Here is a 13,547-nt window from a genome sequence, read left to right as displayed (position 1 = left end):
TTGAGACATCCAGGTCATAAAAATCAGAATGGATGCCAGCTTCTGTGCTGGTATTCCAAGATTCCCTGTTTATTTCCAAATAATCGTCTTCTGCATTCATATGGTATCTAATCTATTAAAGTGAATTGATTTTTTGCCATTCTTTGTAGCTAAGTACGCCAAGTTCTGGCTGACATTTACCTTTTAGAATATGGATAAATTCGAGTTGATTTCCGTCCGGATCGTCAAAATAAAGAGCAAGTGCGGGCATCCAGGCAAAAACCATTGGTTCATTGCTTCCATTTTTGAGAAAATTATAGGCTTTTAATCCGTTTTTATCTAAAAAAGTATTTGCGTTATTTAAAATAAAATCTTTGGAACAGCTGAATGCAAAATGTCTTTTATGGAGATCTCCTTGTTGTTCCCAAAGTCCGAGCATGGCCTTTTTATTTTCTCCGATCCAAAGAAACGCAATCGGTCTGGTTTCATCATAGTGCGCGAACTCAAGTCCCAATATTTGAGTATAGAACTGAACTGCGTTTTCCAAGTTGCTTACTTGAATGTGTGTCTCATATAATCCTTCAATCATTTTTATATATTTTATTATTAATAATTATAGTGTTGCCATAATTATGACCATTTCATCTTAGCATATGAATAATCGGATAATCTTTACCAGAGCCATCTTTTTCGGATCTCCCTGCTTCTCTGAACCCTAATTTTTCATAAAATCCTCTAGCCTGATAATTTTGCTCATTAACATCAACCTTTGTAATGCCTTGCGTTTCATCCATAAATTGAAATAGATGCTTTCCATATCCTTTGCTACGGTAGTCATTGTGAATAAAAAGCATTTCGAGGTTTCCTTCTGATACCGATGAAAATCCGATAGATTTCCCATTTTCAATAAGGATAAATACTTCGAGGTTAGGGAGATAATCCTTTGGAATAGCTCGTTTAAAGAAGGAAAGATCTTCCTCAAGCAAAAAGTCGTGAGTTGCTCTTACAGCGGATTCCCAGATTTCCATGATTCCTGGATAATCTCCGGTTGTTGCGAGCCTGATTTGTGTTGGCATAACTTTAAGATGGTAATTTAGTTTTAATGATATTCTATTCGTTTTTTAGTATAATATTTATTGAAATAAACCGATCGGTCTTTTCATAAGCAAAAAAAAATTATGCTTTCAGATTCCTGATCATTCTCTCTAAATAGGACATTGCTATATTAAGCTCTGTCATATGCTTGTTGACCTTTGCCTGCATAAAAGCACCTTCGATCATCGAGATCATCACTACAGCAATTTCGGTAGGATCGGTATCTGCTTTTATTTCACTTCTATCTATGCCGCGTTTGATTTGATTGCGGTGGCGCGACCAATGCCTGTTGTGCCACCGGTAATTAATATATTTTTGTTGTTTATCCATTCTGGTAGGACAGCATTTTCATAATTTGTTGGATCCTTTATCATCATTTTTATAATTAGTGACTATTATAGCTTTGACGCGTTGGTTATTTCATAACATGAAAAGACAGTTTGATCTTAAATGGTTCTTCCATCGTTAGCTAACTCTTCGTCGTTCGCTTCCTCAAGTTCATCAATCTCTCTTTCGTCTTCTTCCTGTTCGTCAAGTTCAGGAAATTCATTTTCTTCTTCGTTTCCTAGTTCTTCATCGATGCCTAAATCATCCTGATCGGGCATTTCTGGAGTTTCATCGGATTCATTCTCTGATAATTCCTCTTCAGGATTATCTGGCACATCGTTCGGAAGATTCTCGGGCCCCTGTTGTGCGACAATTGCGAATGCAACGATAAGTATACCTTGATACCGATCCTGCGTAATTTGGTTTTTTTTCATCTTTTAATAAATATATAAAGTGAACCTTCTTGGGATCGGTTTCGTTAAATGATAAACTACGCAATATAAGTCATTTACTACTTGAAATCATTATAATAGTCTGATGAAGTACTTTAACTGCGGATATTAAGTTTCAGCGTTAAGGATCTTAATGTATTGGAAGTTCATAATCCAATTTTAAGTGAGAGGGATACTTTTTATAAAAATTATAGGGGGATGTTTATACGATGGAATGGCGTTATGTATTTCATGGAAGGTAATAATACTGGGGTTAATAAGTAATTATTACAAATTTTAAAATATAAATTGAAAATTTTCTAGTAATGTAAAAATGGCAGGCTAATTGTTCTGAATTACCTATAACACACGATTTTCTCTACTACGATGTATAAAATATTACTTGTTGACGATCACACCTTGGTAAGGAACGGCTTTAGGCTAATATTGGAGTCACATGAGCAACTCTCCATTGTTGGGGAGGCGGGAGATGGAGTAGAGGCGCTAGAACTCTTAGATAAAAGCGAGACACCTGATCTTATAATTACGGATCTCAAAATGAAAGAGATGAGCGGCATTACATTAATCCATAAAGTGAAGGTCAAATATCCTGAAATTGACGTTGCTGTTTTATCAATGATCGAGGATAATAATACCGTGGCTGAAGCATTTAGGGCGGGGGCAGTTGGCTTTTTATCGAAAAATTCGGACTATGACGAACTTGTTCAAGGTATATTCAACATATTACAGGGTAAAAGATATATTTCAATGGAAATAGGTCTATCCCTCCTCGATCATTTTCAGCTAAATAGTCCTATTTATATCGATAAAGAGGCTATTTTCCATCGCTACGATATTTCTGAAAGGGAATTAACGGTTTTGGAACTGATTTCACGTGGTTTTACAAATGCTGAAATAGCAGATCAGATATTTCTGAGCAAACGAACAGTTGAGGGGCACCGGCAGCAGCTGATTGATAAAACAAAAACAAAAAATACAGCTGATCTAGTGCGGTTTGCCTTTGAAAATAAACTGCTACAATAAATGGGTCAATAACGGATTTAAGATTCCGTGTAGATAAAAGGTCTGCTAAGGCTATAGTTTTTAAATTAATAAGTATAAGATGGAACCTGATAAGGAAGTAATTCAACGTATTGGCAGGCTACTTGATTGTAAGACTGTTGCAACGGCTGAAAGTGTAACAGCTGGACAGCTTCAGTTTATGCTGTCCCAGATCGAAAATGCTGCAGTTAATTTTAAAGGTGGGATTACAGCTTACACGCTTGAAGAGAAAGTAAATTTATTGGGAATCGATGAGGATGAGGCCAGAGCAAGTGATTGTGTGTCGTCTCAGATCGCAGAAGATATGGCACTGCAGGCATCACACTTGTTCAATGCTGATTTTGGTATAGGTGTTACCGGTTACGCAACTCCGGTGGAAGAGTCACATTTTAAGTTGTATGCATATTTTGCAATATCCTATAAAATGCAGATAATCGTTTCCGAAAAAACAGCATTGAAAAAGAACTTCTTAGGTACAAAAGCACAGCAGAAATATGGCGAAAATATTTTGGTCACCTTTGAAAATATACTTGCAAAGCTATTTTAGTGATTTTTCCTCTCAAATTTATCGTAGGTGGTTTACAAAAAATAAAAAAGGCCGGTGACATGAATCCCCGACCTTTATAACTACTAAAACAAACTAACTTAACCTGGTGAAGAACATAATTCTGATAGAATAGTTCATTATTTTTCAAAAAAAGGACTAATCTTTCGATTAGCCCCTTAACTAAATTATAGACAGATCCATTTAGGACCGGAAAATACGTTTAAAATGGCCAGGCCTAAAAACCTGACCATACAATTAAATCAATCAATCTGAACTGATACGTAACGATCGACAATAGATGGACAATTCTTTTGAGACCTTGGTTTGATAAAAATGAAAAAAGACCGAGCCGCAGCAGCAGCCATCCTTTTGCGAGATACATAAAACACAAAAGTATGGTTAATCAATGATTATATTTGAGTAATAAAAAGATTTAAAGATGATAAAATCAATGCGAACACCGATTATTACCATTGGAATTATAATAATGATTTTAAATTTGTTTGGCTGTTCTGAACGTACGAAGCAAAATAATAATAAGCCATCAATTCAGACGCCATTAACCGAGCAAATTATTGATACGACATCGGATGACATGTTATTGGAAGTCGTCTATGATAACCTCTTTCGTAAGTTATCGCCGGCATATGATAAAGAATATGAAATCGTCTTGTCTTGGAACAAATCTAGACAAGCAATTTATATGATCAGCCGATTAGAAGCAGAAGTAAATAATGGTGGTTATAACCAGTTTTATTTTAATTCAAGCGGTCAATTTGCTACTGCGCTGCCAGAAGCGTTGAAATTAGTTGGCGCTACTAAATTTGCTGATCTGACCGAGCGAGCAAACAGCACTTTTGAAAAGGAGAAATCGAAAATAACCGAAGCACAGGATGGTACGGTAGAAGGTTTTAGTAAATCTTATGAGAATAATCCGTTAAACAAATTTGACGAGGAATTTTACAAACTTAATGACGTTGAAAACTTGCAGAAAATTCAGGTTGACTACATCCGAAAGAACAAGAAAGAGTTTACTGATTAAATCCTATCTTAGTCCTATGCTGTACAATCCCTTTGAACAAGTCACCAAAAGTTCGTTTCGCGAGCTCGTCGAGTCGGGCTATGCCGACTTTGTGCTGCAGCGCTTTGAGTGGCCCGATGTTAAGGAAAAGACAGGCTTCCTGCTCACGCCTTATGATGATAAGGAAGCCGCCGATCAGCATGCCCATCAATTGGGGGCAAAGGAGGGAAGAGCCTTGCAGTTGCCGCAGGATGCCCATAAGATCGAAAGCTTGTTGGAAACAGGATCAGGCTATCAGATCTTTCTCAATCTTATCAAGGAGGAGAACTGGGATAAGCGTATGCTCAAGCTGTATGAAAAAAATATTGTCAATTACCTGCGTACCAAGACCAGGTTTCAGCGCAAAAATCCGATCGATATCCTATTCTCCCTAGCATATGGTCGGGTAGTGGCTACCATTAGCGATGGACAGACCCAAAAGAAAGTATTTGCTATCGAGATCCTTCGGTAATCAGATCCGGTCCGAACCAATAAGCAGCCATTTTCTTGCCGTAGGGCAATCGGTATTTAAAGTACAAATTGCGTATATTCGTATCAAAGCCAAACAAAAAAGGATACCATTAGGTGCTGGGATATTAGCCTCCATACCGATATTGAGATTATCAAAAATACCTTTCCGCAATTGCGGGACGAGCGCCGTCAATTGGATTACAATTATGACTATCTGGAAAACGTGCAGGCCATTACCTTTCCCAAATATCCGATCCTGTATAAGGATTGCCACCATTGGGAAGTGATACGACGCAGACTTCGTTGTTTTAACTAAAAATGTCGGAGAGATAATCTTTAGTGTGGTTCAGAAAGTTACTTTGTTAAAATTTTTTTAAAGAACGGAATTCTTTCAGCCAATGACTGTGCTGTGTAGTCGTGAAGTTCTACTCTTCTCATGTTCTTCTCTTGTCGTTAGAGATCGACTATTTCCACAGATTGGATTATTCTGAAACTATTCGCTCATTTTGCCTGTTATATTGCTGTATAAAAGACCGTAAAAACCATAGAGTTATGAGTTTACAATTAAATAATGTTCTACCGGTAAATAGTGCTGTACCTGAGATCGAAAAGTATGAAGGGATTTTTCACAAGGACGTGATAGAAGGTTTAAATACTTATCCAAAGAAATTATATTCAAAGTATTTTTATGATCCCATTGGCGATCGACTTTTCCAGGATATCATGCATATGCCCGAATATTACCTGACCGACTGCGAGCTCGAAATATTCCGCACAAAAACCTTTGAGCTAGCGGATTTAATCACTACTGATGAATCCGATTTCGACCTGATAGAACTCGGTGCAGGTGATGCCCTTAAATCAAGTCATCTATTACAACATCTCAGCGCAAATCACACCTCATACTCCTATATGCCTATCGATATATCGGGCAATATTCTTTCGTTATTAGTCGAAAAATTAGATCGTGACATCCCAAATTTAGACATTGTACCGCTTGAGGGAGAGTACTTTGAAATGCTTGACCAAGCGATGAAAATTTCCACACGGCGAAAAGTAGTATTATTTTTAGGCGGTAATATAGGTAATATGGATATGGACGAAGCCCAGCTTTTTTGTGCCGAAGTGCGCCGTAAACTAAGCCCCGGTGATATGATTATAATCGGTTTCGATCTCAAAAAGAATCCACACACCATTCTTTCTGCTTACAATGATAAAGCCGGAATCACGTCGGCCTTCAATATCAATTTATTGAATCGCATCAACAGTGAACTTGAAGCTGATTTCGATACCCAATATTTTCAGCATTATCAGTCCTACGATCCAATTTCTGGAGCCTGCCGCAGTTTCTTGGTCAGCCTAACCAATCAACACGTCCATATTAAGGGTGATTCCATATTTTTTAAGGAAAATGAATTGATTGACATGGAAATTTCTCAGAAATATGCTCCTGAGGAAATACAGCGTATGGCATCCTTAGCAGGATTTCAGCTGATCGCAAATATTGAAGACAGCAAAGGATGGTTTGTTGATTCGGTATGGAGGGTGTCCTAATACGTTTTATTTATGAAAAATATACAAACTGCGCTTATTGAAATGTCTGAAAAACAACAATGGATCGATAGCTATCTTGCTATACGGGCATATTCGGAAGAAATTTGCCAACCGTTGGAAACCGAGGATTATGTGGTTCAGCCCATAGGAGATGTTAGTCCTCCAAAATGGCATCTTGGACATACCACTTGGTTTTTCGAAACATTTATTTTACTTCCGCATCTGCCAAACTACCAACAATTCGACACTGATTATAATTTTGTGTTTAATAGTTACTATGAAACAATAGGAGCAAGGGTGATTCGTACAGATCGAGGAAATCTGAGCAGACCGTCCGTGGCAGATATCTATAGATACCGCAAATGTGTGGACAAGTACATGATTGAGTTTGTGGATGGTGGATTTTTGACAAATGATCTTCTGGACATCTTCGTTCTAGGATTAAATCACGAACAGCAACATCAAGAATTGCTGCTTACAGATATCAAATATATACTTGGGCACAATCCACTTTTTCCTGCATACGGCAGTACAAAAGCCGCTATCAGTTATACTGCAGCTGAATCAGCGTATGTCAAATTCGATGCTGGGATTTATGAAATCGGATATGAAGGTCCGGGTTTCTGTTTTGACAATGAGAAAGGCAGACATAAGGTTTATCTGAATGACTTTGAAATTGCGAGTGATTTGGTGACAAATAAGGAATATATGGCTTTCATGGAAGCTGGTGGGTACGCTGATTTCAGGTATTGGCATGCCGAAGGTTGGGACTGGGTAAAACGGCGTCAGGCTCGGGCTCCCTTATACTGGCATTTGATGGATGGTCAATGGATGAATTATTCCTTAGCGGGGTTGATGGAAATAGACCATGAGGATGCAGTTTGCCATGTCAACTTTTATGAAGCTTCCGCATTTGCAGCATGGAGGGGAATGCGGCTTCCGACAGAGGCAGAGTGGGAAGTCGCGGCAGATTATGTCAATTGGGGACAGCGCTGGGAGTGGACCAATTCTGCATATCTACCTTACCCCGGATTTAAAAAGGAAGCTGGTGCCGTGGGCGAGTATAACGGAAAATTTATGGTTAACCAAATGGTCTTGCGCGGAGCCTCTATTGCAACACCTAAAGATCATAGCCGCAAAACGTACCGAAACTTTTTTCAGACGGCACTGCAATGGCAATTTACAGGTATTAGACTGGCGAGATAATATGATAGATATCGTCTCCATTTCAAAATTCTTCAATGGAAAGGTTGCAGTCGATCAGATTTCCCTTCAGGCCAAGGAAGGCGAAGTTCTTGTTCTGCTAGGGACCAGCGGTTGTGGAAAGACGACAACCCTAAAAATGATCAATAGGCTTATCGAACCCGATAAAGGCCAGATCTTTATTGCTGGCAAAGATATCAGAGAAAGAGACATCCATGATTTACGTAGGCAAATTGGTTTTGTCATGCAGCATGCCGGCCTTTTTCCGCATTATACCGTTGCACGCAATATTGCTGTAGTTCCAGAATTGCTGAAATGGGAAAAAAAGACAATAAGCCTGCGTACTGCGGAGCTACTTCACAAATTAAACTTGGGCGAGGAGATCCTCCAACGTTATCCCCATGAACTGAGTGGAGGGCAACAACAGCGCGTAGGCATTGCTAGGGCACTGATCGCCGATTCACCTATTCTATTAATGGACGAGCCCTTCGGAGCACTGGATAATATAACCAAAGCAGATATCCACGCAGAATTCAGATCCTTGGAGGAGATACGCAGTAAGACGATCATCCTCGTTACGCACGATGTGTCGGAGGCTTTCGAACTTGGACAGCGGATCTGCTTAATGGACAAGGGGAAAATCGTGCAGATTGGAACGCCAAAAGAACTGTTATATAGACCTGCAAATGAATTTGTAGCCAATTTCTTCGCCGAAAATCGCCTACTATTGGAGTATAAAGTGACTACCTTACAAGAACTACAAGGGATTACGGCGATAGATCCTTTTATCTCGCGTTATGGATTTACATTGAGCACAGATTTATGGCATGCCACCCAGGTTCTGAGTATGCATACAGATACGGCGCAAGCCTATGAAACGCTAGTGGGCGCATTTAACAACTATCGAAAACAACAAGTGGTATGACGGCGCAAAGTTTTTGGCAATTTATGCTCGAACAACAGGACAAGCTATTGACCCAGATTGGCCAACATCTCGGGCTTACATTTTTATCTTTGGTATTTGCCATTCTTATCGGAGTGCCTCTAGGGGTACTGATCTCGAGAAAGAGAAAATTTGCTGCTATTATTTTAGGTTTTGCAGGTGTTTTGCAAACTGTACCGAGTATTGCATTGTTGGGTTTTCTTATTCCGGTTCTGGGTATCGGAGCCATTCCCGCCATTGTTGCACTATTTATCTACGCACTCTTACCCATTATCCGGAATACCTTTACCGGCATTACAGGAGTTGGTTCCAGTATCGTGGAGGCAGCCAAAGCGATGGGTATGACCGATTGGCAACTGCTTCTCAGAGTAGAACTCCCACTTGCCATGCCAGTGATTATCGCAGGCGTACGTACAGCGGCAGTGATCAATGTTGGTGTAGCTACCTTGGCATCATTTGTTGCCGCCGGAGGCTTGGGTGAATTTATTTTTGGCGGTATATCCCTCAACAATTCAAACATGATCTTGGCCGGTGCTATTCCTGCAGCATTACTAGCAATCCTCTTGGACAAAGGCATTGCACTAATCCAATATTCCCAGGTAAATATCAAAAGTCGACAGACCTATATTATATTGGGCATATTCACCGCTGTGTGCATTTTAAGTATGCTTTATATGGTTATGAGGTCCAATGACAGTCGCATCAAGGCAGGTTTCACACCAGAGTTTATGGGACGTCAGGACGGTGACCTGGGACTTCGCAGTATCTATGGTCTTCATGTCAACCCACTTGTTGTCAGCGATGCAATTATGTATAAAGCCGCTTATGAAAAAGATCTTGATCTCATTAGCGGATACTCCACCGATGGGCGGATCAAGGCATACGACCTGTTTGTGCTGGCAGATGACAAGAAGATTTTCCCACCTTATTTTGCTTCACCGATCATCAAAGAGGCAACCCTTCAGAAATTCCCCAAGCTGGAAGAGACAATGAACCTGCTGGCAGATAAGTTCAATGATTCGGTCATGACGGAGCTCAATTATAGAGCAGACTTTTTGAAGCAGACGCCAGAACATATTGCAAAGGACTTTCTGCTGCACAACAATCTTTATAAGCCAACTGGTTCTGGGAGCGCCGGTACGATAAAGGTAGGTTCAAAAATTTTTGCAGAACAATATATTTTGGCTGCGATATACAAAATGCTGATCGAAGGCCATACCGATTATAAAGTAGATACAAAGACGGGGTTGGGTGGGACCAAAATATGTTTTGATGCTTTGGTGAGCGATGCGATTGATTGCTATGTAGAGTACACCGGAACAGGCCTTTTGGTGTTGTTAAAACCAAATCAGCAGGTATTAGGAAGCGTATCCAAAAGTCCTTCCGATACCTATAATTATGTGAACAATGAGTTTCAGAGGCTGTACGGCATCAAGTGGTTAAAACCTTTGGGATTTAATAATGCTTATGCGCTAATGATGCGGCGGTCTCAGGCCAGAGAACTTCATATTGAAAGAATTAGTGATTTGAAAAAATATTACTAAAAGTGGTATAAAAACTAAATCAGAAAGTCAAAAAATGATGTTCCGAAGCATTTCTCCTGTATGATTACACCTCATAAAACTCATACAGGACAGTTTTAATAGTTATATATAAAAAGGAGTAACCACCACGAGTCTCTTGATTCGGGAATGGATCCGATGCAAGCGATCAGTCAGATTTAGTACTATTAGGATCTGCCGCTAAGCACAAAAAGTTAATGACTTTTGAACCATATGGGTTGTATTTCTGTTCCAAAGTAAAGACAACCGTATATAGCTTTCGAAGATGAAATTTGTCAAAGTAAATCGAGTCGTATTAACCGCGCTGCGAGCGATGGGGTATAATGTCCTAATTTCACCTGTCAATGTCCAGGATCCACAAAATATTACCTGGAAGGCGATATGGGTGGATGACGTAGATACCTGGATCAGGAGTTTGTATTGTGGGCATGGAAGTACGGCTCGTCCTAATATTCTGGACATTGATTATGTATTAGCCAATGTTCCCGAGTGCTATTTGTCGGGAAGTGTATTTAGTCTCTCCTTAAACCATCTATAATTTACTGATTATTAGTATTTTGGGTTTAAAATAGCTTGTTTTTTATTGCAAGAATTTGTATCTTAGAGCTTTAAAACCTTGCAAATATGTTGGGGAAAAATCCAGAAAAGAAGCCAGAATTATTTCGCCCAATGTTGGTGGATTTTATTGACCACGAGCATGAACTTGTTCTACTTTCAGAAAAAATAGATTGGAATTATTTTGAGAAAGAATTTTCGTCCTTGTATTCCAAAGTGGGCAATCCGAGCCATCCGATTCGGTTTATGGTGGGTTGTTTGCTACTGAAACATTTGTATAATTTGGGCGATGAGACGTTGGAAAAAGCCTGGATCATGAATCCTTATATGCAGCATTTTTGTGGCAGGGTTTTCTTTGAACACGAATTTCCTTGTGACCCGAGTAATTTTGTTCATTTCCGAAAAAGAATTGGCGAAAAAGGTATCGAAAAAATCTTTGCCTTCAGCGTAAGAATGCACGATGCCAAGACGAACACCTCAAATTTTGTTTTGTCCGATACTACCGTTCAGGAGAATAATACCTCTTTTCCTACCGATGCAAAATTGTGCAAAAAAGTGATTGATTATTGCAACAAAATAGCCGGAAATGAAGGCATAAAACAAAGACAACGCTACACAAAAGTCAGCAAACAAATGGTGCGCAACACCTACAACGGAAAACATCCCAAGCGGGCAAAAGCGGCAAGGAAATCTCAAAGACAGCTCAAAACCATCGCCATGAGACTGATTCGTGAATTGCAACGGAATTTTAATGCAGAACAGCAAGAATTTTATAAAGATTTAATGACATTGTACACCAAGGTTGTCACACAAAAAAGAAACGATGCCGATAAAATTTACAGCATTCACAAGCCTTTTACCCGATGTATTGCCAAAGGAAAAGCGCATAGCCAGTATGAATTTGGGAATAAGGTAGGTTTGATAACCACCGCCAACAAAGGCAAGAAAATCATTCTCGGGATTAAAGCATTTTTGCAAACTCCTTACGATGGTCACACCATAGAACCACTTTTGGAACAGATGGAAACCGGTGGTCAAAAGCTCCCAAAAGAACTCGTTTACGATAGAGGTGGCAGAGGAAAATCAGAAATAAAGGGCGTGAAAATCTCCATCCCAAGCACTCCAAGAAAAAAAGACACTGCTTATCAAAAGCAGACAAAGCGCAAAAAATTTAGAACCAGAGCGGCAATAGAACCTATCATCGGACATTTAAAAACCGATTTTAGGCTGGCAAAAAATTACTTCATGGGAGAAACGGGACCACAAATCAATGCATTACTAGCTGCAACCGCTTGGAACATGAAGAAAATGATGGAACTACTGAAACAGAAAATTATTTTCTTATTTTATAAGATACAAATTATGCTGTTTTCTAATCCTGTTTTTAAAAATAAATTAAATAGTGGGTTTTGTTAAGGAACGACTATTTATAGAAAGTGATAAGGTCCATTAGTCTATAAGTCCGCTTGGTTATTTGGCGTGAATATCTTCTGTTTAAAGATTATTGTGACTACATTTTTTTAAGAGATCCAGAGGTTAAAGAATCGTTGTATGATTACCCATTTACCATTCACTTTTTCAAGCAGAAATGCATCACCGTTTCCACATAAAGGGCCACATATATAGTCAACCGGCACGTATGCTTTTTTGCGATTATACCCTATAATGGGAAGATGAAAGTAATAAATGCTTTGGTTGCGGTCCATCCTGTATTTATCGGCGTCATCAACAGTGTACGCTGCTTTGATAGCGGCTGGAATCGGGATGATTGCCTTCCTTTCGTTCATCTGATTCAGCATATCCAGCGAATCTGTGAACTGGTTATCCAGTATTTTCATCAGCTTCTGTGGATCGACGTTGTAAAAAACATAATTCCTGTCATGCAATGATGAGATAGAATCTCTCATAAACTTGTTATGAATGAACGCCCTTCGTTCTCCTTCACGTTGCAGTTTGATACCAGCTGAATCGTCAGACAAAATTGTTTCTAAAATGGAAACATAGTCTTGTTGCATTGAGCTGTCATTGTATATTTTGGACTTATTATTTTGTACCGGTGTCATTGTACTTTTACGCATTGTACAGCCCTGGAGAACTAAAAAAAAGAAGATAATATATAGATTATTCATATGCAATTAGTTGCTATTATTTCCGTACCAGATCTGTGCCAAAAAACTTCACTGAGATAAGTAATTCTCTAGTCGTATCCTGTGCTATTCGAAAACTTTTTGTTGCTCTGTGTAATAAGTAGTTCTGCCGCTAATTTTGGTTTGCAATATTTCATGACCCTTACCATCAACCTTCGCATTTTTGTGATGAACTTTCATGAAATCCCTTATCTCACCGTTAATGATTTCAGGATGCTCTTTTAGAATCTGCTGTTCGGCATTTTCCAGTACCTCCTTAATTGCTTTGGCAAGATGTTGAACCTTCTCTTCGGGGATTTTGTTTGAAATTGAAAGTGGTGATATCCCTGCTTCATACAGGATTTCGTCGGCGTAGGCATTTCCAATACCGCCAATGACGTTTTGGTCCATCAGGAGAGTTTTAATTTTGGCCTTGCTTGATTGCAGCAATCCGAAAAGTAATTTTGGATTTAGCTTTTCAGAAAGTGCATCCATCACGTTTGCATGTTCAGGATTCAATTCTATATATGCCATCCTCTGAAAGTCGGTAATGGATAGCGTGCCACCATCCTTAAACTTCATGGAAACTAATGCATACTTTGGGTTTTCGTCTTCAGAATATATCAGTTTCC

Annotated in this window: 16 protein-coding genes; 10 read left to right on the top strand and 6 right to left on the bottom strand. The window is 39.2% G+C overall.

Features of this window, described 5'->3' with window-relative positions:
- Nucleotides 1–115: 115 nt before the first annotated feature.
- From B2X72_RS18040 to B2X72_RS18025, 4 genes are all read right to left on the bottom strand, one after another.
- Nucleotides 116–568, bottom strand: coding sequence for a VOC family protein (locus B2X72_RS18040; RefSeq protein WP_201668679.1), 453 nt, complete (start codon nucleotides 566–568; stop codon nucleotides 116–118).
- A 52-nt stretch (nucleotides 569–620) separates the two neighbouring features.
- The gene (locus tag B2X72_RS18035; RefSeq protein ID WP_075992211.1) at nucleotides 621–1,055 is read right to left on the bottom strand and encodes a GNAT family N-acetyltransferase; all 435 of its coding nucleotides are present in this window, start codon (nucleotides 1,053–1,055) and stop codon (nucleotides 621–623) included.
- A 100-nt stretch (nucleotides 1,056–1,155) separates the two neighbouring features.
- The gene (locus tag B2X72_RS18030; protein WP_286850957.1) at nucleotides 1,156–1,404 is read right to left on the bottom strand and encodes a TetR family transcriptional regulator C-terminal domain-containing protein; all 249 of its coding nucleotides are present in this window, start codon (nucleotides 1,402–1,404) and stop codon (nucleotides 1,156–1,158) included.
- A gap of 116 nt (nucleotides 1,405–1,520) precedes the next feature.
- A complete protein-coding gene (locus tag B2X72_RS18025; RefSeq protein ID WP_286850956.1) occupies nucleotides 1,521–1,835 on the bottom strand; it encodes a hypothetical protein in 315 nt (104 codons plus the stop codon).
- Nucleotides 1,836–2,219: 384 nt separating this feature from the next.
- On the opposite strand from B2X72_RS18025, the gene B2X72_RS18020 reads away from it, so the two are divergent.
- From B2X72_RS18020 to B2X72_RS17975, 10 genes are all read left to right on the top strand, one after another.
- A complete protein-coding gene (locus tag B2X72_RS18020) occupies nucleotides 2,220–2,876 on the top strand; it encodes a response regulator transcription factor (protein ID WP_088161265.1) in 657 nt (218 codons plus the stop codon).
- 79 nt (nucleotides 2,877–2,955) lie between these two features.
- Nucleotides 2,956–3,441, top strand: a complete 486-nt coding sequence (locus B2X72_RS18015) for a CinA family protein (RefSeq protein WP_088161266.1) — start codon at nucleotides 2,956–2,958, stop codon at nucleotides 3,439–3,441.
- Between the two features lie 439 nt (nucleotides 3,442–3,880).
- On the top strand, nucleotides 3,881–4,483 hold the full coding sequence (locus B2X72_RS18010; RefSeq protein WP_088161267.1) for a DMP19 family protein: 603 nt from the start codon (nucleotides 3,881–3,883) through the stop codon (nucleotides 4,481–4,483).
- Between the two features lie 16 nt (nucleotides 4,484–4,499).
- Nucleotides 4,500–4,973: a hypothetical protein gene (locus tag B2X72_RS18005; protein WP_286850954.1), complete on the top strand. Its 474-nt coding sequence runs from the start codon at nucleotides 4,500–4,502 to the stop codon at nucleotides 4,971–4,973.
- Between the two features lie 551 nt (nucleotides 4,974–5,524).
- Entirely contained in the window at nucleotides 5,525–6,526 is a 1,002-nt protein-coding gene (locus B2X72_RS18000) for an L-histidine N(alpha)-methyltransferase (RefSeq protein ID WP_075992229.1), read from the top strand.
- Between the two features lie 12 nt (nucleotides 6,527–6,538).
- Nucleotides 6,539–7,732, top strand: a complete 1,194-nt coding sequence (gene egtB / locus B2X72_RS17995; protein ID WP_286850953.1) for an ergothioneine biosynthesis protein EgtB — start codon at nucleotides 6,539–6,541, stop codon at nucleotides 7,730–7,732.
- 1 nt (nucleotide 7,733) lies between these two features.
- The gene (locus B2X72_RS17990; RefSeq protein WP_286850951.1) at nucleotides 7,734–8,654 is read left to right on the top strand and encodes an ABC transporter ATP-binding protein; all 921 of its coding nucleotides are present in this window, start codon (nucleotides 7,734–7,736) and stop codon (nucleotides 8,652–8,654) included.
- Nucleotides 8,651–10,216 (top strand): ABC transporter permease/substrate-binding protein, encoded by a 1,566-nt coding sequence (locus B2X72_RS17985; RefSeq protein ID WP_286850950.1) that lies wholly within the window; start codon nucleotides 8,651–8,653, stop codon nucleotides 10,214–10,216. Before B2X72_RS17990 ends, B2X72_RS17985 begins: the two co-directional genes overlap by 4 nt.
- 283 nt (nucleotides 10,217–10,499) lie before the next feature.
- Nucleotides 10,500–10,772: a hypothetical protein gene (locus tag B2X72_RS17980; protein ID WP_286850949.1), complete on the top strand. Its 273-nt coding sequence runs from the start codon at nucleotides 10,500–10,502 to the stop codon at nucleotides 10,770–10,772.
- A gap of 86 nt (nucleotides 10,773–10,858) precedes the next feature.
- Nucleotides 10,859–12,205: an IS5 family transposase gene (locus B2X72_RS17975; RefSeq protein WP_286850948.1), complete on the top strand. Its 1,347-nt coding sequence runs from the start codon at nucleotides 10,859–10,861 to the stop codon at nucleotides 12,203–12,205.
- A 104-nt stretch (nucleotides 12,206–12,309) separates the two neighbouring features.
- Here the strand turns inward: B2X72_RS17975 and B2X72_RS17970 are convergent, their stop codons facing one another.
- Nucleotides 12,310–12,804, bottom strand: coding sequence for a hypothetical protein (locus tag B2X72_RS17970; RefSeq protein WP_286850947.1), 495 nt, complete (start codon nucleotides 12,802–12,804; stop codon nucleotides 12,310–12,312).
- A gap of 198 nt (nucleotides 12,805–13,002) precedes the next feature.
- On the bottom strand, nucleotides 13,003–13,547 hold a 545-nt coding region (locus B2X72_RS17965; protein WP_286850946.1), incomplete at its 5' end, for a hypothetical protein.

It is taken from the genome of Sphingobacterium sp. UBA7253, from assembly GCF_002472745.1.
GTDB classification, from domain to species: Bacteria; Bacteroidota; Bacteroidia; order Sphingobacteriales; family Sphingobacteriaceae; genus Sphingobacterium; species Sphingobacterium siyangense.
The sequence above is the reverse complement of the archived record's forward strand: the minus strand, read 5'-3'. Positions and strand labels throughout refer to the sequence as shown.